Consider the following 25764-nt stretch of genomic DNA (forward strand, 5'->3'; position numbering starts at 1 on the left):
GGCGGCGCGGGCGCGGCTCATGCAGGCGCTGCCGGACGGCGGCGCCATGATCGCCGTCCAGGCCACCGAGGACGAGGTACTCCCGCTGCTCTCCGCCGGGGTGTCGGTCGCCGCGGTCAACGGGCCGGCGTCGGTGGTGGTGTCCGGTGATGAGGACGCCGTGCTGGAGGTGGCCGCCCGGCTGGAGGAGCTGGGCCGGAGGACGACACGTCTGCGGGTCTCGCACGCGTTCCACTCACCGCTGATGGACCCGATGCTGGAGGAGTTCCGTACCGTCGCGCAGGGGCTGTCGTACGGGGCGCCGGGCATCCCGGTCGTCTCGAACCTGACGGGTCTGGTGGCTTCGGCGGACGAGCTGTGTTCGGCGCGGTACTGGGTGCGGCACGTCCGTGAGGCCGTCCGCTTCGCCGACGGGATGAGCACCCTCGCCGCCCGCGGCGCGACCACGTTCCTGGAACTCGGCCCCGACGGAGTGCTCTCCGCGATGGCACGCGAAACGCTGCCCGCCTCATCGGTGGTGGCACCCGTGCTGCGCAAGGGGTGGGACGAGGAAGCGGCCTTCCTGACCGCCCTCGCCCGTTTGCACGCGGCGGGAGCCGTCGTCGACTGGACACCTGCCTTCGCCGGCACGGGCGCCCGGCCGGCCGACCTGCCGACGTACGCGTTCCAGCGGGAGAGGTTCTGGCCCGAGGTGGTCACAGCGGCGCCCGCCGACGGGGGCGACCCGGTCGACGCGGAGTTCTGGGCCGCCGTCGAACGCGAGGACCTTCAGTCGCTCGCGGCGGACCTGGACGTGGACGGCGAGTCGCTCGGAGCCGTGCTGCCCGCCCTGTCCTCCTGGCGCACCCGGCACAAGACCCGCTCGGCCATGGAAGCGTGGCGTTACCGGCAGACCTGGAAGCCGCTGACCGTCAGCGGCGCCGCAGGCACCCTGCCCGGCTCGTGGCTGGTGCTGGCACCCCCCAAGGGCACCGCCGACACGTGGGTGCACGCGCTGATCAGCGCACTCGGCCCGGCCGCCGTGCGTGTGGACACCGTCCCCGGCACCCTCGCCGCCCGTCTCACCGAGGCCGCCCCCGCCGGATTCACCGGCGTGCTGTCGCTCCTCGCCCTGGACGAGTCGGCCGGCCCCGCAGCGGTCCCGGCGGGTCTCACCGCCACCGCCGACCTCCTCCGGGCCCTCGGTGAGGCCGGGATCACGGCCCCCCTGTGGACCGTCACCCGTGGCGCCGTCTCCACCGGCCGCTCCGATGAGCCGGCCCGTCCCGCCCAGGCCGCCGTATGGGGGCTCGGGAGGGTCGCGGCGCTCGAACACCCCCGGCGGTGGGGCGGCCTCGTCGACCTGCCCGAAGAGCTGGACGAACGGTCCGTACGGCGCTTCGTCGCCGTACTGGCCGGACAGGGCGGCGACGACGCGGAGGACCAGATGGCGGTCCGCGCCTCGGGCGTGTTCGGCCGCAGGATGGTCGCCGCGCCCGCCGCGGAGAGCACGGTGGCGGCCGAGGACAGGTGGCAGCCCACCGGCACGGTGCTCATCACCGGCGGAACCGGCGCACTGGGTGCTCATGTCGCACGCCGTCTGGCGAACGAGGGAGCGGAACACCTCGTCCTCCTCAGCCGTCGTGGCCCCGCCGCCCCTGGCGCCGGGGAACTGCGCGCCGAGCTCACCGCCCTCGGCGCCCAGGTCACGCTCACCGCGTGCGACGCGGCCGACCGGGACCAGCTGGCACAGGTACTCGCCGCCCTGCCCGAGGACCGTCCGCTGACCGGTGTGGTGCACACGGCCGGCGTACTCGACGACGGGGCGCTGGCCGGGCTGACGGCCGACCGTTTCGATGCGGTCTTCCGCTCGAAGGTCGCCTCCGCCCTCCTGCTCGACGAACTGACCCGGGACCTCGATCTCTCGGTCTTCGCCCTGTTCTCCTCGGTCGCCGGTGCGGTCGGCAACCCGGGGCAGGCCAACTACGCGGCTGCCAACGCGGTCCTCGACGCGCTCGCCGAGCGACGCCGGCACCTCGGTCTGCCCGGGACCTCGATCGCCTGGGGCGCCTGGAGCGGCGGCGGCATGGCCGAGCGCGCGACGCGGAACGGACGTACCTCCCGGTTGCTCGATCCCGCACTGGCCGTCTCCGCACTCCTGCGCACCGTTGTGGAACCCGAGCCCACCGTCGTCCTCGCCGACCTCAGCCAACCGGACCTGCTCCACGCCCTGCTCACGCCGCGACCCAGCCCGCTGCTGTCCGACCTGCCCGAGGCCCGCAGGGCCATGGCAGCCCTGCGCGAGAGGCGGAACACGTCCTCATCGGCCGCCGCCGAACTGCGGGAGCGCCTGCGGGGAGCCGCCGAATCCGAGCGGACCGCCGTACTGCTGGCCGCCGTCCGTGCCCGGGCGGCCGCCGTACTCGGGCACGCCGACGCCGACGCGATCAAGGGCGACAAGGCCTTCCGCGACCTCGGCTTCGATTCGCTGACCGCTGTCGAACTCAGCAGCCGGCTGACGGAGCTCACCGGCCTGGAGCTCCCGGCGAGCCTCGTGTTCGACTACCCGAACCCGCAGGCGCTGGCACGCCACCTCCTCGCGGAGATCCTCGCGGAAATCGACGGCGTCGGCGTCCCCGGAGAGGAGCACGACGGGTCGGCCGCCGCCGTCCCCGCCACCACCGCGGTCACCGACGACCCGGTCGTCATCGTCGGCATGGCCTGCCGCTTCCCCGGCGGGGTGCGATCGCCGGAGGACCTGTGGCAGATGCTCACGGACGGCCGCGACGGCATCGACGCGTTTCCCACGGACCGGGGCTGGGACCTCGACGTGCTCGCCGGCGCCGGGCAGGGCCGCAGCGTGACGCACGAAGGCGGATTCCTCTACGAGGCCGCCGACTTCGACCCGGGCTTCTTCGGCATCTCCCCGCGTGAGGCCCTCGCCATGGACCCCCAGCAGCGACTGCTGCTGGAAACCGCGTGGGAGGCGTTCGAACGCACCGGGACCGACCCGACCACGCTCCGCGGCAGCCGGACCGGGGTCTTCGTCGGTACGAACGGCCAGGACTACGCCGGTCTGATCCTCCGCACCGACGAGGACGTCGAAGGCCACGCCGGCACGGGACTCGCCGCCAGCGTCATCTCCGGCAGGATCTCCTACGCCTTCGGCTTCGAGGGCCCCGCCGTCACCGTGGACACGGCCTGCTCCTCCTCCCTGGTCGCCCTGCACTGGGCCGCCCAGGCGCTCCGCGCGGACGAGTGCTCCCTGGCACTGGTCGGCGGCGTCACCGTGATGTCCACCGCCACGAGCTTCGCCGGGTTCACCCGTCAGGGCGGGCTCGCCCCCGACGGGCGCTGCAAGGCCTTCTCCGAATCCGCCGACGGCACCGGCTGGTCCGAGGGCGTCGGCCTGATCGTCGTCGAACGGCTCTCCGACGCCCGGCGCAACGGCCACGAGGTCCTCGCGGTGCTGCGTGGCTCCGCCGTCAACCAGGACGGCGCGTCGAACGGGCTCACCGCCCCCAACGGCCCCTCCCAGCAGCGGGTGATCCGCCAGGCGCTCGCCAGCGGCGGCCTCACCCCCGCCGACGTGGACGCCGTCGAGGCGCACGGCACCGGAACCGTTCTGGGCGACCCCATCGAAGCCGGGGCCCTGCTCGCCGCCTACGGCCGCGACCGGGACCCCGAGCGGCCCCTGCTGCTCGGCTCGGTGAAGTCCAACCTCGGCCACACCCAGGCCGCCGCCGGCGTCTCGGGCGTCCTCAAGACGGTTCTCGCGCTCCGGCACGGCACCCTGCCCCGGACCCTGCACGTCAGCGAGCCCTCAACCCGGGTCAACTGGTCCTCCGGAGCGGTCGAGCTGCTGACCGAGCCGCGTACGTGGCCCGAGACCGGGCGCGCCCGCAGGGCCGGTGTGTCGTCCTTCGGTATCAGCGGGACGAACGCCCACGTGATCCTGGAGCAGGCGCCGGAGACCGAGGCCGCCGAGGAGGCTCCCGAGGCCGCCCCCGCGGTGGTGCCCGCGATCGTGCCCTGGCTCGTGTCGGCCAGGACGGAAGCCGCGCTCGACGCCCAGCTGGACCGGTTGCGGTCCTTCGTCGCGGAACGCCCCGGGCTCTTGCCGGCCGACGTCGGGCTGTCGCTGATCGAGAGCCGGTCCGCCTTCGAGCACCGGGCCGTCCTGCTCGCACCGGGCGACGGCGCCGAGGCGCCCGCGCGGCCGGCCGCCAGGGGAGCGGTGACGGAACGGGCGACGGCCGTCCTCTTCTCCGGACAGGGCAGCCAGCGGCTCGGAGCCGGCCGGGAGCTGTACGCACGGTTCCCGGTCTTCGCCGACGCCCTCGACTCCGTACTGGCCCACCTGGACACCGGGACGGACCGCCCCCTGCGCGACGTCATCTGGGGCGAGGACGCCGAGGTGCTGAACCGCACGGCGTACACCCAGCCCGCTCTTTTCGCCGTCGAGGTCGCCCTGTTCCGGCTGGTCGAGTCATGGGGTCTCACCCCGGACTTCGTGGCAGGACACTCGGTCGGTGAGATATCCGCCGCGCACGTGGCCGGGGTGTTCTCCCTTCAGGACGCGGCCCGGCTGGTGCTCGCGCGGGCCCGGCTGATGGGCGCGCTGCCCGAGGGCGGCGCCATGGCGGCCGTGGAGGCCGACGAGGACGAGGTCCGGCCGCTGCTCGGCGACCGGCTGGCGATCGCCGCGGTCAACGGGCCCACCTCGGTGGTGATCTCCGGCGACGCGGACCGGGTGGCGGAGGCGGTCGAGCGTCTGGCGGCCGGCGGACGCAGGACGAGCCGGCTTTCGGTGAGCCACGCGTTCCACTCGCCCCTGATGGAGCCGATGCTGGACGCGTTCCGCGAAGTGGCCGAGAAGCTCACGTACCACGCGCCGCACCTGCCGGTCGTCTCGAACATGACGGGCCGGGTGGCCGAGGACGGGGAGATGCGCTCCGCCGACTACTGGGTGCGGCACGTCCGCGAGGCGGTCCGCTTCGCCGACGGCGTACGCACCCTCGTCGACCACGGCGTGGGCCGCTTCCTCGAACTGGGCCCGGACGGGGTGCTGTCCGCCATGGTCAGCGGCTCCGTCCCGGCCGACGCCGTGGTGGTGCCGCTCCTGCGCAAGGACAGGCCGGAGGAACTGACCGCCGTCACCGCGCTGGCCCAGCTGTACGCGCACGGTGCGCCGGCCGACTGGACCGCCGTCCTGGCGGGCGTCGGCGCACGCCGGATCGAGCTGCCGACGTATGCCTTCCAGCGCGAGCGCTACTGGCCGCGGGCGGCGGCGGGCACGGCCGAAGACGCCTCCGGCCTCGGCCTGGTGTCCGCCGGGCACCCGCTGCTGAGCGCGGCGACGACGATGGCGGGATCCGACGACGTGGTCCTGACGGGTCGGCTCTCGCTCCAGGCGCTGCCCTGGCTGGAGGCCCACCGGGCCCCGGACAGGACCGTGACGCTTCCCGCCGCCGCCTTCGCCGAGCTGGCGGTACGCGCCGGCGACGAGGCGGGCTGCGGGAGCGTGGAGGAACTGGTCCTGGAGAAGGCGTTGCCCGTGCCCGACCGGGGCGCGGTCCGCATCCAGGTACGGGTGGGCGCCGCCGACGAGGCCGGCCGCCGCTCCCTGGACGTCTACGCCCGCCCCGAGGGCGCGGCGGACCTGCCCTGGACCCGGCACGCCACCGGGGCCCTGGCCGCCGGTGCGGAGACGGGCTCACCCGGGTCGACGTTCGACACCTCCGTGTGGCCGCCCGCGGGCGCCGAACCCGTCCTGTCCGACGAGGACGGCGCGGACGCCTGGCGGCTGGGGGGCGCCGTGTTCGCGGAGATCGCCCTCCCCGAGGAGGCGGAGCGGGACGGCGCGTTCACGCTGCACCCCACCCTCCTGGACACGGCGGTCCGAGCGGCGGGACTGCTCGACGGCGACACGGGCGGTGTGGGCGACGTGGGCGACTGGCACGGACTGACCCTGCACGCGGCGGCCGCCACGGCCCTGCGGGTACGGCTGACACCCCTCGGGGAGGACACCGTGGCGCTGGAAGCCGTCGACACGAACGGCGACGCGGTGCTGTCCGTACGCTCCATGACGCTGCGTCAGGTGACGGCCGCCCCGGTGGACGAGGCCGTCGTCCCGCTGCTCACAGTCGCCTGGGAGGCCGTACCCGCCTCGGCGCGGCCCGCGTCCCCCGCCGGTCTGCGCTGGGCGGTTCTGGGCGCGGACCCGGACGGCCTGGCCGACGGGCTGGGCGGCGCTCCCGTCGCGCACGCCGGGTCGCTGGCCGCGCTCCTGGACGCCGACGGCCCGTTCCCGGACGTCGTCCTGGCTCCGGTCGCCGGAGACGGCGACATCCCGGACGCGCTGCGGACCTCGACCGTCGCCGCGCTCGACCTGCTCCGCACCTGGTCGGCCGACCGGCGGACGCAGGAAGCGACGCTCGTGTTCGTGACCCGCGGCGCGGTCGCCGTCGGCGGCGAGGACGTGACCGACCTCGGCGCCGCCCCCGTCTGGGGACTGGTCCGCTCCGCCCAACTGGAGGAGCCCGGCAGCTTCTTCCTCCTGGACCTCGACGCGTCCGGTTCCGGCACGGCCCTCGCGGCCCTCCCCGGACTGCTGGAGGCCGGCGAGTCCCAGGCGGCCCTGCGCGAGGGGATGGTACGGGTGGCACGGCTGGCGCCCCTGCCCGAGCCCGAGAGGGACGCCGCACCGCAAGCGGACCGGGCCTGGGACCGCGACGGCACGGTGCTCATCACGGGCGGCACCGGCGGACTCGGCAGCCTCCTCGCCAGGCATCTGGTGACCGCGCACGGCATGAAGCACCTGCTGCTCGTCGGCCGACGGGGCCCCGACGCCCCCGGAGCCGGGGAACTGCGGGCCGAACTGGCCGGTCTCGGGGCCGAGGTGACCATCACCGCCTGCGACGTGTCCGACCGGTCGGCGCTCGGAGCCCTGCTGGCCGCCGTGCCCGCGGAGCACCCGCTGACCGCCGTGGTGCACACGGCGGGCGTGCTGGCCGACGCCACGATCGGAACCCTGACCCCCGAACTCCTCGACCGGTCCCTGCGCTCCAAGGCGGACGCCGCCTGGTGGCTGCACGAGGCGCTCCGGGGCGCCGGTCACGACCTGGCGGCCTTCGTCCTCTACTCCTCGGTCGCCGGAGTGATCGGCGGACCGGGCCAGGGCAACTACGCCGCCTCCAACGTGTTCCTGGACGCGCTGGCCGCCCACCGTGCGGCCCTCGGCCTGCCCGCCGTGTCCCTCGCCTGGGGCCCGTGGGCACAGGACAGCGGGATGACCAGCACCCTGAGCGATGCCGACCAGCGGCGCATACACCGCTCCGACCAGGCCACTCTGTCGGCCGAACAGGGCCTCGCCCTGTTCGACGCCGCGACGGCACGGGACGACGCGCTCGTCGTGCCCGTGAGGCCCGGCACCGGGGCGGGCCCGACCGCCGCCGGCCCCGCGATCCTGCGCGGACTGGTGCCGGCCGCCCGCCGCACCGCCGCGGCCCGGAACCGCGCGGCCTCTCTGACCGGGCGCCTGGAAGGGCTGGACGCCCAGGAGCGGGAGACGGCCCTGGTCGAGCTGGTGCGCGCCGACACCGCCGCCGTCCTCGGGCACAGCGGCCCGGACGCCGTCGAGGCCGGCCGGGACTTCAGCAAGCTGGGCTTCGACTCGCTCATGGCCGTGGAGCTGCGCACCAGGCTCGCCGCCTCCACCGGCGTACGCCTGGCCACGACCCTGGTGTTCGACCACCCCACCCCGGTCGCCGTCGCCCGGCACCTCGCGTCCGCACTGTTCGTCACGGAAGCCCCCGGCACGGGCGCCTCCCCGCTGGCCGCGCTCGACCGACTGGAGGCCGCGCTCACCGGGGGCGGGGTCGACGAGGTCACCAGGACCGGCGTCGCCGGACGGCTGCGCCACCTGCTCGCCCGGTGGGAGGGGCCCGCCCCGCAGACAGGCAAACCGGTCGTCACCGAACGGATCGAGGCCGCGAGCGCCGAAGAGATCCTCGCGTTCATCGACAACGAACTCGGCCGGTCGGCGGATTCCTGACAGGGGCACAACTCCCCTCGCTAGCGCTAAATCTGAGGAAGGTTCACGGACGATGCCGGACCAAGAGAAACTCGTCGAATACCTGAAGTGGGTCACCACGGACCTGCACCAGACCCGCAAACGGCTCGAAGAGGCCGAAGCGGGCCGCCACGAACCCGTGGCGATCGTCGGAATGGGGTGCAGGTTCCCCGGCGGCGTCCGTTCCCCGAAGGACTTCTGGGAGCTGCTCTCCTCGGGACGGAGCGCGATCTCCGGCTTCCCCGAGGACCGCGGCTGGGACCTGGAGACCCTCGCCGGCGACGGGGAGGGGCGCAGCGCCACGCTGGAGGGCGGCTTCGTCCACGAGGCGCCGGACTTCGACCCCGCCTTCTTCGACATCTCGCCCCGTGAGGCCCTGGCCATGGACCCGCAGCAGCGGCTGCTGCTGGAGGTGGCCTGGGAGGCCGTCGAGCGTTCGGGCATCGACCCCGGGACACTGCGCGGCAGCAGGACCGGCGTCTTCGTCGGCACCAACTCCCAGGACTACGCCCACCTGGTGCTCGCCTCGGGCGACGACATGGGCGGGTACGCGGGCAACGGACTCGCGGCGAGCGTCCTGTCGGGACGGCTGTCGTTCGTGCTCGGCCTCGAGGGCCCGGCGGTGACGCTCGACACCGCGTGCTCCTCCTCCCTGGTGACCCTCCACCTCGCCGCGCAGGCCGTGCGCAACGGCGAATGCACGCTCGCCCTGGCCGGCGGTGTGACGGTGATGGCGACCTCCTCCAGCTTCGCCGGGTTCAGCGTCCAGGGCGGTCTCGCCGCCGACGGACGCTGCAAGGCGTTCTCCGACTCGGCCGACGGCACCGCCTGGTCCGAGGGCGCGGGCGTGATCGTCGTGGAACGGCTGTCCGACGCCCGCCGCAACGGGCACCCCGTCCTCGCCGTACTCCGCGGCAGCGCCGTCAACCAGGACGGCGCCTCCAACGGGCTGAGTGCCCCCAACGGCCCCTCCCAGCAACGGGTGATCCGCCAGGCCCTGGCCGGCGCCGGTCTCTCCCCGGCCGACGTGGACGCCGTCGAGGCGCACGGTACGGGCACCACCCTGGGCGACCCCATCGAGGCGGGCGCCCTGCTGGCCGCCTACGGCCAGGACCGGGCGCCGGACCGCCCGCTGTGGCTCGGCGCCGTCAAGTCGAACATCGGGCACACCCAGGCGGCGGCGGGGGTCGCGGGCGTCATGAAGATGGTGCTCGCGCTCCGCGCGGAAGTGCTGCCCAGGACGCTGCACGTGGACGCACCGTCCTCGCACGTCGACTGGTCGGCCGGGGACGTACGGCTGCTCACCGAGGAGGTGGCGTGGCCGGCCGGAGAGCGGGTGCGGCGGGCCGGCGTGTCCTCCTTCGGCATCAGCGGAACCAACGCGCATGTCATCATCGAACAGGCGCCGCCTGCCGGGGAGAGCGACGACCCGGCACCGGCCCCCGACCCGAAGACCGTGCCCCGGATCGTCCCCTGGCCTGTCTCCGGCCGTGGCGAGGCCGCGCTCGACGCCCAGCTGAACGCCGTACGCTCCCTGGCCCAAGCGCCTGGCCGCGCACCGCTGGACGTGGGCTTCTCGCTCGCCACCACACGCTCCGCCTTCGAGCACCGCGCCGTGCTCCTGGCGGGAGAGGGCGGCGAGCTGACCGAGGCCGCCCGCGGAACGTCCGCCAGGGGCGGCCTCGCCGTACTGTTCTCCGGCCAGGGCTCCCAGCGCCTGGGGGCCGGCCGGGAGCTGTACGGGCGCTTCCCCGTCTTCGCCGACGCGCTGGACACCGTACTGGCCCGGATGGACCACGAACTGGACCGGCCGCTGCGCGAGGTCATGTGGGGGCAGGACCCCGGCGCGCTCGACGACACGGGCTTCACCCAGCCCGCCCTGTTCGCCGTCGAGACCGCGCTGTACGCGCTGGTGCGCTCCTGGGGCGTCACCCCCGACTTCCTCGCCGGGCACTCGGTCGGCGAGATCACGGCCGCCCACGCGGCGGGGGTGCTCCCGCTGGAGGACGCCTGCCGGCTGGTCGCCGCGCGGGCCCGGCTGATGCGGGCCCTCCCCGCGGGCGGTGCGATGGTCGCCGTCCGGGCCACCGAGGACGAGGTCGCACCGCTGCTCGGCGACGGCGTGTCCCTCGCCGCGGTCAACGGCCCGGACTCCGTCGTCGTCTCCGGCGACGAGGCCGCCGTCCTCGCCCTCGCGGACCGGCTGTCCGCCGAAGGGCGTAAAACCACCCGGCTGTCGGTCAGCCACGCGTTCCACTCCCCGCTGATGGAACCCATGCTCGACGACTTCCGGGACGTCGCCGCGTCGCTGACGTTCGGTGAGATGTCCGTGCCCGTGATCTCCAACCTGACCGGAGAGCCGGCCGCCCCCGGCGAACTCGCCGACCCCGACTACTGGGTCCGCCACGTCCGCCGGCCCGTCCGCTTCGGCGACGGAGTACGGACGCTCGCCGGACGCGGCGTCCGCACCTTCCTGGAGCTCGGCCCCGACGCGGTGCTCTGTGCCCTCGTACCGGAGTCCGCCGAGGACCCGGCCGTGGCCGCCCTGCCCCTCCTGCGGTCCGAGCACCCGGAGGAGACCTCCGCGGTCACCGCGCTCGCCGGGCTCCACACGCGCGGGATCGCGGTCGACTGGGCCCAGTTCTTCGCCGGCACCGGAGCACGCCGGGTGGACCTGCCCACCTACGCCTTCCAGCGCCGCCGCTACTGGCCCACGGTCCGCGCCGTCCCCGCCGACGCCTCCGGCCTCGGTCTGACGGCCGCCGGGCACCCGCTGCTCGGCGCCGCGGTCACCATCGCGGAGTCCGACGAGACCGTCCTGACCGGCAGGCTGTCCGCGCAGTCGCACCCGTGGCTCGCCGACCACCGTGCCGACGGCCGGATCCTCCTGCCGGGCACCGCCCTCGCGGAGCTGGCGATCCGGGCCGGCGACCAGGCCGGAGCGGACCGTGTGGAGGAACTCACGCTGCTCGCCCCGCTGCTGCTCGCCGAGCGCGACGCGCTCACCGTGCAGGTCAGGGTGGGGGCGCAGGACGAACGGGGCCACCGCGCGGTGACCGTCCACTCCCGCCCCGCCGACGGCGACACGGCGCCGTGGACGGCACACGCCCGCGGCACCCTGGCCCCGGGCGAACCCGCCCGCGGCATCGCCGCGTTCGACACCTCCGTGTGGCCCCCGCACGCCGCCGAGCCCGCCGCCGTGGACGCCCTGCACGAGCGGCTCGGCGCGGCCGGCATGACCTACGGGCCCGTGTTCCGGGGGCTCACGGGCAGCTGGATCGGCGAGGGCGAGATCTTCGCGGACGTGGAGCTGCCCGCCCGGGTCGAGGACGCCGACGCGTACGGGATCCACCCCGCGCTGCTGGACGCCGCGGTCCGCGCCGCGGGTCTGCTCGACGACGCCGGCACCGCCGTCGCCCCGGTCGCCTGGCGGGGGCTGGCCCTGCACGCCGTCGCGGCCTCCGCCCTGCGCGTGCGGATCACCGCCACGGGCCCCCGTGAGGTGGCGCTGAGCGCCGTCGACACGACGGGCGCCCCGGTGCTCACCGTCGACTCCCTGGTCCTGGGCCCGCACACCGGTGAAGGGCGGACCCCGGCCGCGACCGCGACGGGAGGGGCCAAGGACGGCTCGCTCCTCACGCTCGACTGGGTGCCCGTCGCCACACCGGCGGCGCCCACCGGCACTCGCTGGGCGGTCGTCGGCACCGACGAACTCGACCTCGGCTACGCGATGCACCGCGCCGACGAGACCGTCAGCGCCTACGCGGAATCCCTTACCGGCGCGGTCGGTGACAGCGGTGTCGCCCCCGACGTCTTCCTCGTACCGGTGGTCGGCGACCGGGCCCTGCCGGGACCGGATGCGGTGCGCGCCCTCACCTCTCAGGTGCTCGGTCTCCTCCAGGAATGGCTGAGCGAGCCCTCACTCGCGCAGTCGCGGCTGGTCTTCGTGACCCGCGGGGCCGTGGCCGCCGACGGCGAACGGATGCACGACGCGGCGGCCGCGGCCGTCTGGGGCCTCGTGCGCTCGGCGCAGACCGAGAACCCCGGCAGCTTCCTGCTGGTCGACATGGACGACACGTTCCTCTCGGCCGGTGTGCTCCCCGGGCTGCTGTCCCTCGACGAACAGCAACTGGTGGTGCGCGAGCACACCGTCAGGGCGGGACGCCTCACCCGGCTCCCCGAGACCGGTGAGGCTTCCCCGTCCGGCACGACGGCCCGTGCCTGGGACCCGGAGGGCACCGTGCTGATCACCGGCGGAACCGGCGGACTCGGCAGCGAGCTCGCCCGCCACCTCGCCGCCGGACACGGCGTACGGCGCCTCCTGCTGGCCAGTCGCAGCGGACCCGACGCGCCCGGCGCGGACGAACTGGTCGCCTCCCTCGCCGAGTCGGGCGCCGAGGCCACCGTGGTCTCCTGCGACCTGGCCGACCGGGACGCGGTGGCCGCCCTGCTGGCCGGTGTGCCGGACGCGCACCCGCTGACCGCCGTCGTCCACACCGCGGGCGTCCTCGGCGACGCGATGACCGCCTCACTGACGCCCCACCTGCTGGACCGCGTCTTCCGGCCGAAGGTGGACGCCGCGTGGAACCTGCACGAGGCGACCCGCGGCCTCGATCTCGCCGCGTTCGTCCTGTACTCCTCGGTCTCCGGCGTGCTGGGCAGCCCCGGACAGGGCAACTACGCCGCGGCCAACACCTATCTGGACGCGCTCGCCCAGCACCGCAGGGACCAGGGCCTGCCCGCCATCTCCCTGGCCTGGGGCCCCTGGGGCCGGGGCAGCGGCATGACCAGCCACGTGAGCGCCGCCGATCTGGAGCGGGTGGCGCGGGGCGGCCTGCCGTCCCTGGACCTCGGCCAGGGCCACGCGCTCCTCGACGCCGCGCTCGTCCTGAACCGCGCCACGGTGGCCCCCGCCCGCGTCAACGTCGCCGGGCTCCGGGAACAGCAGGCCCTGCCGGCGCTCTGGCGGGAACTCGTGCCGCGCACCCGCCGGTCCGCCGCCGCGGCCGAGCGCTCGCCCGTCACGCTGCGGGAGCGGCTGCGCCACCTCGGCGCGGCCGAGCAGGAGAGGCTCCTCACCGAGCTGGTGGTGGGCTACTCCGCGGCGCTCCTCGGCCACCCGGACCCCAGTGGGGTCGACCCCGAGAAGGGCTTCCTGGAACTGGGATTCGACTCGCTGGTCTCCGTCGGGCTGCGCAACCAGCTCGGCGAGGCGCTCGGACTGCGGCTGCCGACTTCCGTCGTCTTCGACAGCGCGACGCCCGTGAAGCTCGCCCGGATGCTCCACGCCGAGCTGGCCGGGCAACTGGCCGCGGGCCCCGCGGGCGCCGCCGCCTCCTCGGGCCCCGCCCACGAGAGCCGGACGGTGAGCACACAGGAGACGCTGGAGGGGCTGTTCTACGCGGCGGTACGGTCCGGGAAGATGGTCGAGGGCATGCGCATGCTGAAGGCGGTCGCCAACACCCGGCCGACCTTCGACACCCCCGCCGACCTGGAGGAGCTGTCGCAGCCCGTCGTCCTCGCGGACGGCCCCGCCGCGCCCCGGCTGATCTTCGTCAGCGCTCCCGGCGCCACCGGCGGCGTCCATCAGTACGCCCGCATCGCGGCCCACTTCCGCGGCCGGCGGCAGGTCTGCGCGCTTCCCCTGATGGGCTTCGCGCCCGGCGAACTGCTGCCCGCCACCAGCGAGGCCGCGGCACGGATCGTGGCCGAGAGCGCCCTGCACGCCAGCGACGGCGAGCCCTTCGTCCTGGTGGGGCACTCGACGGGCGGCTCACTGGCCTATCTCGCCGCTGGCGTCCTGGAGGAGACCTGGGGCGTCAAGCCCGACGCGGTGATCCTGCTGGACACCGCGAGCATCCGCTACCAGCCGGGGGAGGGCAAGGACCTCGACAGGACCACGCGTTACTACCTGGCTGACATCGACTCGCCGTCGGTGACGCTGAACAGCGCCCGGCTCTCCGCGATGGCGCACTGGTTCATGGCGATGGTCGACATCGAGACGGCGCCGACCACCGCGCCGACGATGCTCGTCCGCTGCACGGAGTCGCTGGACGGTTTCCTGTTCGACACCGCGGGGGTCCCCGCCGACGACATCCGTGAGATCGAGGCCGACCACCTCTCCCTCGCCAAGGAACACTCCGCGCTGACCGCACGGACGATCGAGGAGTGGCTCGCCGGCCTGCCCGCCGCCGAGGCGTGACCGTTTCCCCACCCGCGCCGGGGCGGTCGGCGACGCACCGCCGACCGCCCCGGCCGCGCCCTTCGCACGCCGCGGAGAACAACAGCACGCAAGCACCGCCGTCCAGAGGAGAACCACGCCATGACCACGTCCCACGAGGTGCCGTCGCTCAAGGGAGTGCCGCCGACCGTGCTGCGGCTGAGTCCGCTGCTGCGCGAACTCCAGAGCCGCAGCCCTCTCTGCCGGGTCCGTACCCCCGCCGGTGACGAGGGGTGGCTGGTGACCCGGCACGCCGAGCTGAAGGAACTGCTCCGCGACGACCGGCTGGCCCGCGCGCACCCCGACCCGGCGAACGCCCCGCGCTATGTCCAGAACCCCTTCCTGGACATGCTGGTGAGCGACGACGCCGACGTGGCCCGGAAACTGCACACCGAGACCCGGGCCATGCTCACCCCGAACTTCTCGGCCCGGCGCGTCCTCAACATGATGCCGAAGGTGGAAGCGCTCGCGGAGGCGGTGCTGGATAGCTTCACCGCCCGGGGGCCGGGCGCGGACCTGCACGGTGGGTTCTCCCTGCCGTTCTCCCTGGCCGTGCTGGGCGAGCTCATCGGCGTACCGCCCGAGGACCGGGGCCTGCTCGTCACCCTGCTGTCGCGGATGGGCGGCCTGGACGACCCGGACACCGTCCAGGGCGGGCAGCAGGACCTCTTCGGCTATCTCGTGGAACTGGCCGGCCGCAAGCGGGCCGAGCCCGGCGACGACGTCATCTCGCGGCTCTGCGTGAAGGAGCCCTCCAACGAGCGCATCGGACCCGTCGCGGCGGGGGTGCTGTTCGCCGGGCTGGAAGCCGTCGCCAGCCACATCGACCTCGGGGTGATCCTCTTCGGACTCCACCCCGAGCAGCGGGACGCGGCGCTGGGCGACCGCAAGCTGATGGCCGACGCGGTGGAGGAGATCCTGCGGTCCGCGAAGGCCGGCGGGTCGGTCCTGCCGCGCTACGCCACCGAGGACGTCGAGATCGGCGGGGTCACCATCCGCTTCGGGGACCTGGTCCTGCTCGACTTCACCCTCTCCAACTTCGACACCCAGGTCTTCGACGACCCCGAGGTCTTCGACATCACCCGCTCGCCCAACCCGCACCTGACGTTCGGCCACGGCATGTGGCACTGCATCGGCGCCCCGCTCGCGCGCATGCAGCTGCAGACGGCGTACACCCTGCTCTTCACCCGGCTCCCCGCCCTGCGCCTCGCCCGCCCGGTCGAGGAACTGCAGGTGCTCGGGGGGCAGCTCTCGGCAGGCCTCACCGAGGTGCCCGTCACCTGGTAGCACCCGGCATCGCGAAGGGCTCTGCCCCCACCGCTCGGTGGGGGCAGAGCCCTTCGCCGTACGATCCTCCTCAGTCCTCGTCGACGGTGATCGCCTGTCCCGGGCAGACGAGCTCCGCCTGCCGTGTGTCCTCCAGGGCCGTCTCGTCCGCCGGCTCCCCCAGCACCCGGACGATCCCGTGATCATCCTGGTCGAAGACGCCGGGAGCCGACAGCACGCACTGTCCGGCCCCCACACAGCGGTCGGTGTCCACGCTGATGCGCACCATCATTCCTCCGTCGATCGGCCCGCGGCCCTGCCGCCGCCCTGGCTCGTATGGCTACCGCTACCAGCGGACGGGCAGGGCGTGCAGCCCGTACAGCACCCCGTCGTACTTGAGCGGAAGTTCCTCGACCGGTACGGCCAGTTCCAGCGTCGGGATCCGCTCGAACAGCGTCCGGTAGGCGATGTCCATCTCGACCCTGACCAGGTTCTGCCCGAGGCACTGGTGCACCCCGTAGCCGAACGCCACGTGTGACCGGGCGGACCTGCTGGGGTCGAACTCGTCGGGACGCTCGAAGACGGTCCCGTCGTGGTTGGCGGCGGCGACCAGCGGGATGATCCCCTCGCCCGCCCTGATGAGCTGCCCGCCGATCTCCACGTCCTCGACGGCGACCCGGAAACAGACCAGATCCGCGACCGAGTAGTAGCGCAGCAGCTCCTCCACCGCCCGTTCGTCACCGATCCACTGCGGATGGGAGAGGAGGGTGACCACACCGAGCCCGATGTTGTTCGCCGTCGTCTCGTGCCCGGCGATCAGCAGCAGCATCGCCACACCGGACAGCTCCTGCTTGCTGAGCGACCCCTCGGCCAGCAGCTGACTGATCAGGTCGTCGCCCGGCCGCTTCCGCTTGACGGCGATCAGCCGGTTGAGATAGCGCAGCAGCGCCCTGGACGCGTCCTGCCGCTGCTCGTCCGTGGACGTGAGGGTGACCAGTACCCGGGTCTTCGTCTCGAAGAAGTCCCGGTCCGCGTTGGGCACCCCGAGCAGACTGGAGATCACCAGCGACGGCACGGACAGCGCGAAGTCCGCGATCAGGTCCGCGGTGTCGCCCGCCGCGAGCATCGCGTCGATGCGCTCGTCCACGATCTGCTGGATGGCCGGCCGCATCTCCCGCACCTTGCGGACGGTGAACTCGGGGATCAGCGTCTTGCGGAACCGCCCGTGCTCCGGCGGGTCCAGGGCCACGAACCAGCCGGGCACCTCGTCCTGGGACGGCACGCCGCCGGTCTTCGCGGCCCGGGGGAAGCCGGGGTGCGAGGGGTTGGAGCTGATCCGGGGGTCGGTCAGCACCTTGCGTACGTCCTCGTGCCGCGTCACCAGCCACACGGGCACCCCGGAGGGCAGCGTGGTGCTCACCAGCCCGGTGCTCGCACGGAAGCCCTGGTACTCCGGAGGCGGAAAGGTCTGGCCGGGCCGCCGCAGCGGGAAGGCGACCGGACACCTGTCGACAGTAGTCATCTTCTCAGTTCCCTGGGGTTCGGACGCGGCTCAGGCGCCGTAGAACGTGCGGATCCTGTCGGTGACGAACTCCTGATCCTCCTCGGTGAGCCCGGTGTGGGTCGGGAGGTAGAAGCCGTCCTCGCTGAACCGGCTGGCGTTCAGCGAGGGCCACCGCGGGTCGAGGTAGCCGGGCTGCCGGCTCATGGGCTTGAAGAAGAGCCGGGTCTCGATACCGTCCTCGGCGAGGAACTCCCGCAGCTCGGTGCGGCGTTCGGCCCGCAGGTCGTACATCCACAGCACGTCGCGCGGCGGCATCAGGGTGATCCCGTCGATGCCGCTCAGCGCCTTGTCGTAGCGCCGCTCGATCTCCCGCCGCTTGTCCAGGATGGCGTCGAGCTGCTCGGTCTGCGCCAGGGCGACGGCCGCCTGCATGCTCGTCATACGGAAGTTGTAGGCCAGCTTCTTGTGCAGGAAGCTGTGGTCCTTCGTGAACGCCATCGCTCGCAGGTGCGCCATCTGCTCCGCGAGGTGCGGGTCGTCGGTCAGACAGACGCCTCCCTCGCCGGCAGTGATGATCTTGTTGGCGAAGAGGGAGAAGCAGGCGATGTCGGCGACCGGACGGACCCCGTGCGCCTCCGCGGAGTCCTCCACGACGCGCAGGTTGTACTCGTGGGCCAGATCCATGATCCGGTCCATGTCGCAGCGGCGGCCGTAGACGTGCACCGGCATGATCACCTTGGTGCGCGGGGTGATCTTCTCCTCGATGAGCGCGACATCGATGTTGAGGTCGTCCCCGCAGTCCACGAAGACGGGGGTGGCGCCGGTGTAGGTCACCGCCCACGCCGAGGCGATCATCGTGAACTCGGGGACGATCACCTCGTCACCGGGGCCGACCCCGAGCGCCCGCAGCGCCAGCGTGAGCGCCGTCGTGCCGGACGAACACGCGACGCCGTACGCGGAGCCGTTGTAGGCGGCGAAAGCCTCCTCGAACTTGCGGACGTAGGGCCCCTGTGACGAGATCCAGCCGCCGCTGACGGCGTCCGTCACGTATTCGAGCTCACGCTCGCCGAGCCAGGGCTTGGACACGGGCTGGGTGAATGACATGCGATGCCTCGATCAGTCGTTGGCGGAAGCGGCGGTGGAGGGCGCGGGCGGGATGACCGGCCCGGTTTCGTCGAGGGCGGGCAGGCCGAGGAGCAGGTCCGCCGCCGCGACACGGCCGCCCGCGTCCCGCAGCAGAGAGGAGAAGTACTCCGCGCGCTTGCGGAAGGCGCTGTTGCCCAGCACCCGGGTCAGCTTGTCGTGGACGTCGTCGGGGTCGACGGTCTCCGGCCGGTCGAGCGTCAGGCTGACGCCGAAGTCCTCGCCCCGCACGGCCTGGTCGTCGCAGTCGACCCAGAGCGGGCGCACGACCAGCGGCTTTCCGAAGTACAGCCCCTCGTGGTAGCCGTTGCCCCCCGCGTGGGTGAAGAACACGTCGACGTTCGGGTGTGCCAGCACGTCCAGTTGGGAAGGTACCCACGCCTCGATCCGCAGATTGTCCGGCAACTGCTCCGGCGGGGGCAGTAGTTCCTGCTGCTCCGCGGGGAGCTTCCACAGGACGGAGCGCTCGCCCTCCAGCCGCCGGGTCACCTCCACCAGCGCGCCGACCTGCTCGCGGGTCAGCCGGGTGATCGTGCCGAAGCCCATGTAGACCACGGACTTCTGGCCGTCGAGCCACTCGGACAGACCACCGTCGTCCGGAGCCTGCGGAAGCGGCGGCACCATGGCACCGACCAGGCGCACCTTCTCCGGCATCGGGAACGGGTAGTCCAGCTCGGGCACCGAGTAGCAGAGCACCATCTCGGCGTGGTCGATCCTGGCCATCATCTGACGCGCCTCGGGAGCGATCCCCAGCTCCGTGCGGATCCGGTTGTCCTCCTCGACCACCTTGCGCATCGAGGAGTTCATGAACATGCCCAGCGTCCGCAACCGGAACAGCTGGTTCTCCGCCCGCTGTGCGTACGTCATGTCCCGAGGCAGCCCGGAGTGCGGCACCGGGAAGCCGCTCGGCGTGTACGACTTGGCGAACGGCACATGCGAGGTGAGGACGTTGCTCGGCACGAACGGCACACCGAGCACGAACGGAATGCCCTTCGTGATCGCCAGCTCGTACCCGAACTGACACATCGATTCGATGACCATCAGAGCCGGCCGCACCTCCTCGACCACCGCTTCGAGACGCCGGTACTTCTCGACCCGGGACTCCGGTGCGAAGGAGTGCTTGATGACCGCGCGGTGCGCCTTGAAACGCGAGCGCTGGGTCACCTCACGGTAGGTCTCGTCGTCCCAGGTGACCGCCGACATCTGCGGCACCACGTCACCCAGCGACGCGAACTCGACCGGTGTCTTCACCGAGGCCGCACCGATTTCCGCGCGGGCCTTTTCGTCGGTCGCGAACCACAGGTCCTCCACGCCGCGACGGGACAATTCCTCGGCGAGCACCAGCAGTGGGTTGAGAAGACCGCTTTCGGCATAGCTGACGAACAGGACAGGCCGCCGAATCGAGCCCATGGGCAACACCCTCCGGAAGTGGCGGCCCCAACGGCCCGCGCCACAGGTACCCACACGGCGGGTCGCCGGGTGGCCGCCCCGCATGCGTGGAAGCGGAGCAGTTACTTGGTCTCACACCACGTTCCGGAGAATCCCTAGTCTTCCGCCGGGGCCTCTCGAATTCCTTAGGGAAATGTACAGCGCCCGCCGCCATACGATCCGGCACGGAGAGCTGTTCCGTAGCCCCACCTTTCCCCAGGAGCGTGCGACGTCATGACGATCGGAGCCGACGAAGACCCGGTAGTGGTCGTCGGGATGGCATGCCGCTACCCGGGCGGCGTGCGCTCCCCCGAGGAGCTGTGGGACCTGGTCCTCACGGGCCGTGACGCGATCTCCGGCTTCCCCGCGGACCGCGGCTGGGACCTGGACGCCCTGGCCGGCGACGGCCCGGGGCGCAGTGTGCCCCGCGAGGGCGGATTCCTGTACGGGGCCGCCGACTTCGACGCCGCGTTCTTCGGCATGTCCCCGCGCGAGGCGGTCTCCACGGACCCCCAGCAGCGACTGGTGCTCGAAACCGCGTGGGAGGCGTTCGAACGCGCGGGCATCGACCCGCACAGCCTGAACGGCAGCAGCACGGGCGTGTTCGTCGGCATCAACGGGCAGGACTACGCCCTCGTCGCCGACCGCTCCCCGCAGGACATGGCGGGCCACGCCGTGACCGGCCTCTCGCCCGGTGTCGCCTCCGGGCGGCTCGCCTACACCCTCGGCCTCGAAGGCCCGGCGGTCACCGTCGACACCACCTCGTCCTCCTCGCTGGTCGCGTTGCACTGGGCGGCCCGCTCCCTGCGCGCGGGGGAATGCTCGACGGCCGTCGCGGGCGGCGCCACGGTCATGTCCACCCCCGCGGGCTTCGTCGGCCACTCCCGGCAGGGCGGTCTGGCCCCCGACGGGCGGTGCAAGGCGTTCTCCGACGCGGCGGACGGCACCGCCTGGGCCGAGGGCGTCGGCATGGTCGTACTGGAACGGCTTTCCGACGCCCGGGCGCGCGGGCACGCCGTGCTCGCCGTCCTCCGCGGCAGCGCCGTCAACCAGGACGGCGCGTCCAACGGACTCACCTCCCCGAGCGGACCGGCGCAGGAGCGGGTGATCCGGCAGGCCCTGGCCGACGCGGGACTCACCGGAGCCGACATCGACCTGGTCGAGGCCCACGGCACGGGCACGAGGCTCGGCGACCCGATCGAGGCACACGCGCTGCAGGCCGTGTACGGGCAGGACCGGGCCCCCGGCAACCCGCTGCGGTTCGGCTCCCTCAAGTCCAACATCGGGCACACCCAGGCGGCGGCCGGGGTGGCGGGCCTCATCAAGACGGTGATGGCCCTGCGGCACGGACTGATGCCGCGCACCCTCCACGTCGACAAGCGGACCCGCGAGGTGGACTGGCACGACGGCGCCGTCGAGCTGCTGACCGAACCGGTGCCCTGGCACCCCGAGGACCGCCCGAGGCGGGCCGGGGTGTCATCCTTCGGCGTCAGCGGCACCAACGCGCACGTCATCGTGGAGCAGGCCCCCGACGAGACGGCGACGCCCGCCCCCGAACCCTCCGTCGTGCCCGCGGTGGTGCCCTGGCCGGTCGCGGCCGGCACCGAGCAGGCACTGACGGACCAACTGGACCGGCTGACCGGCTTCATGGCGCGCCACCCCGCCCCCGACGCCCTCGACGTCGGCTACTCCCTGGCGACCGGGCGGGCCGCGCTGCGGCACCGGGCGGTCCTGCTCGCGGACGGGCAGCGGGTGACCGGGGCGGCCCGCTCGGAGGCCGGCGACGGAACCGTCGCGGTCCTGTTCCCCGGTCAGGGCAGCCAGCGCCTGGGCATGGGCCGGGAACTGTACGGGCGCTTCCCGGTCTTCGCCCGCGCGCTCGACACCGTACTGAACGAGCTGGACCAGCACCTCGACGGCCCGCTCCGTGCCGTCCTGTGGGGCGAGGACCCCGGCCCGCTGAACAGCACGGGGTGGACGCAGCCCGCGCTGTTCGCCGTCGAGACGGCCCTGTACCGGCTGGTGGAATCCCTCGGCGTCCGCCCCGCCGTGGTGGGCGGCCACTCGGTCGGCGAGATCACGGCGGCCCACGTCGCTGGGGTCCTCACCCTGGCCGACGCCTGCCGCCTGGTCGCCGCGCGCGCCGGGCTCATGCAGGCCCTGCCGGATGGCGGCGCCATGGTGGCCGTGGAGGCCACCGAGGCCGAACTGGGCCCCCTGCTCGACGGCCGCGAGGACGAGGTCTCCCTCGCCGCGGTCAACGGACCCCGGTCCGTGGTGGTCGCGGGCGACGAGAGCACCACCCTGGAGATCGCCGCCCACTTCGCCGGGCAGGGCCGCAGGATCAGCCGGCTGCCCGTCTCCCACGCCTTCCACTCGCCGCTGATGGAACCGATGCTCGCGGACTTCCACAGCGTCGTCGCGACACTCACCTTCCACGAGCCGGACATGACCGTCCTGTCCAACCTCACCGGCCGGCCCGCGGGCGCCGAACTGCGCACCCCCGACTACTGGGTCCGGCACGTGCGCCACAGCGTGCGGTTCGCCGACGGCATCGGGGCACTGCGGGGCGAGAACGTGGACGTGCTGCTGGAGCTGGGCCCCGGGAGCGTCCTGTCCGCGATGGCCAGGGAGAGCCTCGGGGACACCGGCGCCGGCGGCGACGCCGCCCGGCCCCTGACCGTCGTCCCCGCCCTGCGCAAGGACCGCCCGGAGGAGGCCGCACTCGTCACCGCGCTCGGCCTGCTGTACGCCGAAGGCGTCCCGATCGACTGGCAGGTCTTCTTCGCCGGCACGGGAGCCCGGCGGATCGACCTGCCCACCTACGCCTTCCAGCACGAACGCCACTGGCCGGCCCCGCCCGCCGGGCCGGCCGACGGCGGCACGGCCGCCACCGGGCATCCCCTGCTCAGCGGGAGCCTCGAACTCGCCGACGGGGACGGCCTGCTGTGCACCGGGACGCTCTCCGTCCGGGCCCAGCCGTGGCTGGCGCACCACGCGGTCGCCGGACGGATCACGCTGCCGGGCTCCGCCCTGCTGGAAGCCGTGCTCCGGGCGGGCGACGAGGCCGGCTGCGACCAGGTCGAGGAACTGGCCCTCACCCGGCCCTTGGCCCTTCCCGAGCACGGCGCGGTACGGCTCCAGGTCCGCGTCGGGGCCGGGGACGGCATCGGACGGCGCTTCGTCACCGTCCACTCCCGGCCGGAAGGCGCCACCGGCGAGCCCTGGACCGAACACGCCACGGGGTACCTCGCCCCCGGAGGTCTGGCGCCGGACACCCGCCCGGCGCCGGGCCCCGGGGCGGACGTGTGGCCGCCGCAGGACGCCGAACAGGTCGCGCTGGAGGGCCACTACGAGCGGCTCGCCGATCAGGGCCTCGACTACGGCCCGGTCTTCCGGGGGCTGCGGGCGCTGTGGAGGCGGGGCGACCAGACCTTCGCCGAGGTCGCCCTGCCGGCGGAGACGGCCGACGCACCGGCGTACGGACTCCACCCCGCCCTGCTGGACGCCGCACGGCACGCGGCCATGACGGAGGGCACCGGTGTCCCGGACCTCTGGCGGGACGTGGTCCTGCACGCACGGGGTGCCACCGCCCTGCGCGTACGGATCGACCCCGTCGAGGACACGGCCGGCACGGTACTGCGGCTGACGGCGACCGACCGCAGCGGCGCCCCCGTGCTCACCGCCGACGCGCTGCGCGTCCGCCCCCTGACCGCCGAGGAACTGCGGCCCGCTCCGGTGACGAGCCCGCACCGGACGCCCCCGCCGTCCGGCGGACCCCGCACCACGAGGCCGCAGGCGACCGAGCCGGGCGCGCCCGCCTCCGGTGCTGCCACTGCGCTCGGACAGCTCGACGGGGTGCCCGCGGCGAAACGGGACCGCCATCTGCTGGACCTGGTGCGCGCCGAGACGGCCGCCGTCCTCGGCCACGGCACCCCGGACTCCGTGGGAGCCCACCACGCCTTCAAGGAGCTGGGCCTCGACTCGCTCGCGGGCGTCGAACTCCGCGACCGGCTCATCGCCCTCACCGGTCGCCGGCTGCCCAGCACACTCGTCTTCAACTACCCGACGCCCGCCCTGATCGCCGGCTACCTCGCGACGGTGCTCACCCCACCGGACGCCCCCGCGGCCGGCTCCGTCGACGACGAACTCGCCCGGTTCGAGGCCGCCGTCCACGCCGTGCCGTCGGACGGTTCCGAACGCCAGATGATCGCCGACCGCCTGGAACGACTCCTTTCCGCCCTTCGGCAGCCCTCGCCCTCCCCGGCGCACGGACCTGGCGAGGACATCGACACGGTGTCGGTCGACAGACTGCTCGACATCATCGATGAAGAGTTCGAAACCACGTAAAGAATTGCTGCTTTCGTTCGCGACCCGATGATGATGAGGACGGACCGGTGCCAGAAGACCAGCAGGACAAAGTAGTCGACTACCTGAGGCGAGTGACGTCCGATCTCCGTCGTGCACGGCAGCGCATCGGCGAGATGGAACTCAGGGAGAACGAGCCGATCGCCATCGTCGGAATGGGTTGTCGACTGCCCGGCGGTGTGCGCTCCCCGGAAGCTCTCTGGGAACTCGTCGAATCCGGCGGGGACGCCATATCCGGATTTCCCGCCGACCGCGGCTGGGACCTCGACCGGCTCACCGGGGACGGCGAAGGAAACAGCACCACGCACGAAGGGGGATTTCTCTACGAGGCAGCGGAATTCGACGCCGAATTCTTCGGGATATCGCCGCGCGAAGCCCTCGCCATGGACCCTCAGCAGCGGCTGCTGCTCGAAGTGACCTGGGAGGCACTGGAGCGGTCCGGCATCCCCCCGACGGCACTGCGCGGCAGCAGGGCGGGCGTCTTCGTGGGCGCCTATCACTGGGGCGCACCCTCGGCGGCGGCCGGCACGGAACTCCACGGGCACGCGCTGACCGGCACCGCCGCCAGCGTGCTCTCCGGACGCCTCGCCTACACGCTCGGCCTCGAAGGCCCGGCCATCACCGTCGACACCGCCTGCTCCTCCTCCCTGGTGGCACTGCACGTCGCGGCCCAGTCGCTGCGCAGCGGCGAGTCCTCGCTCGCCGTCGTCGGCGGCGTCACGGTCCTCAGCGAGCCCTCCGTCTTCGTCGAGTTCAGCAAGCAGGGCGGCCTGGCCCCCGACGGCCGCTGCAAGGCCTTCTCCGACGACGCCGACGGCACGGGCTGGGGTGAAGGCGTCGGCGTGCTCGTCGCGGAGCGCCTCTCCGACGCGGTCCGCAACGGCCACCAGGTGCTCGCGGTGCTGCGGTCGTCCGCCGTCAACCAGGACGGCGCGTCCAACGGCCTCACCGCGCCCAACGGCCCCTCGCAGGAACGCGTCGTACGTCAGGCCCTGGCCAACGCCGGTCTGTCGGGCGGCGAGGTGGACGCGGTGGAGGCGCACGGTACGGGTACCCGGCTGGGTGACCCGATCGAGGCGCAGGCGCTGCTGGCCACCTACGGCCAGGACCGTGAGGAGGGGCGCCCGCTGTGGCTGGGCTCCCTCAAGTCGAACATCGGTCACACGCAGGCTGCCGCCGGTGTCGCGGGCGTCATCAAGATGGTCATGGCCCTGCGCAACGGCGTGCTGCCCCGAACGCTCCACTCCGAGAAGCCGTCCTCGCACGTCGAGTGGGACTCCGGCGCGGTACGCCTGCTCACCGAATCCGTCGCCTGGCCGGAGACGGGACGGCCGCGCAGGTGTGCGGTGTCCTCCTTCGGAATCAGCGGCACCAACGCCCACGCCCTGCTGGAGCAGGCCCCGGAGCCCGCCGCGCCGCAGGAGCCCGCACCGGTCCCCTGTGCCGAAGCCGCCACCGTCCCGTGGGTGTTCTCGGGCCGCGGCGAGGCAGCGGTGCGTGACAGGGCCAAGGCCCTCGTGGAGATGCTCGAAACCGCACCCGGGAACCGTCCGGCGGACGTCGGCCACTCCCTGGTCGCCTCGCGCTCGCTCTTCGAGCACCGGGCGGTCGTGATCGGAGCCGGACGCGAGGAACTCCTCGCCAGGACGAGCGCGTTGGGCTCCGCGGCATCCGGGACCGGCCTGGTCCGGGGTGTGGCTGATGTGGAGGGGCGGACGGTGTTCGTGTTTCCGGGTCAGGGTTCGCAGTGGGTGGGGATGGGTGCGCGGCTGTTGGAGGAGT

General features: G+C 73.4%; 9 protein-coding genes. 5 read left to right on the forward strand and 4 right to left on the reverse strand.

Features of this window, described 5'->3' with window-relative positions; translation table 11 throughout:
* The 3 genes from ABZ154_RS31785 to ABZ154_RS31795 all read left to right on the forward strand — a co-directional run.
* Positions 1-8035: SDR family NAD(P)-dependent oxidoreductase (locus ABZ154_RS31785; RefSeq protein WP_356837828.1), on the forward strand; the 8035-nt coding region annotated here is incomplete at its 5' end.
* Positions 8036-8087: 52 nt separating this feature from the next.
* Positions 8088-14255 (forward strand): type I polyketide synthase, encoded by a 6168-nt coding sequence (locus ABZ154_RS31790; protein WP_356837829.1) that lies wholly within the window; start codon positions 8088-8090, stop codon positions 14253-14255.
* Between the two features lie 120 nt (positions 14256-14375).
* Complete coding sequence (locus ABZ154_RS31795; RefSeq protein ID WP_356837830.1) at positions 14376-15560, forward strand: cytochrome P450; 1185 nt, start codon at positions 14376-14378, stop codon at positions 15558-15560.
* Between the two features lie 70 nt (positions 15561-15630).
* On the opposite strand, the gene ABZ154_RS31800 is transcribed toward ABZ154_RS31795, so the two are convergent.
* The 4 genes from ABZ154_RS31800 to ABZ154_RS31815 are packed head-to-tail and all read right to left on the reverse strand — an operon-like array spanning position 15631 to position 19596.
* Entirely contained in the window at positions 15631-15825 is a 195-nt protein-coding gene (locus ABZ154_RS31800; RefSeq protein WP_356837836.1) for a ferredoxin, read from the reverse strand.
* Between the two features lie 60 nt (positions 15826-15885).
* Positions 15886-17061: a cytochrome P450 gene (locus tag ABZ154_RS31805; RefSeq protein WP_356837831.1), complete on the reverse strand. Its 1176-nt coding sequence runs from the start codon at positions 17059-17061 to the stop codon at positions 15886-15888.
* Positions 17062-17091: 30 nt separating this feature from the next.
* The gene (locus ABZ154_RS31810) at positions 17092-18147 is read right to left on the reverse strand and encodes a DegT/DnrJ/EryC1/StrS family aminotransferase (RefSeq protein ID WP_356837832.1); all 1056 of its coding nucleotides are present in this window, start codon (positions 18145-18147) and stop codon (positions 17092-17094) included.
* Between the two features lie 12 nt (positions 18148-18159).
* The gene (locus ABZ154_RS31815) at positions 18160-19596 is read right to left on the reverse strand and encodes a glycosyltransferase (protein ID WP_356837833.1); all 1437 of its coding nucleotides are present in this window, start codon (positions 19594-19596) and stop codon (positions 18160-18162) included.
* 252 nt (positions 19597-19848) lie between these two features.
* Here ABZ154_RS31815 and ABZ154_RS31820 point away from each other — a divergent pair, with 252 nt between their 5' ends.
* Entirely contained in the window at positions 19849-23964 is a 4116-nt protein-coding gene (locus tag ABZ154_RS31820) for a beta-ketoacyl synthase N-terminal-like domain-containing protein (RefSeq protein ID WP_356837834.1), read from the forward strand.
* 47 nt (positions 23965-24011) lie between these two features.
* A partial coding sequence (locus ABZ154_RS31825) for a type I polyketide synthase (RefSeq protein ID WP_356837835.1) occupies positions 24012-25764 on the forward strand: 1753 nt, incomplete at its 3' end.

Source organism: Streptomyces sp. NPDC006261 (assembly GCF_040613515.1).
Taxonomy (GTDB): domain Bacteria; phylum Actinomycetota; class Actinomycetes; order Streptomycetales; family Streptomycetaceae; genus Streptomyces.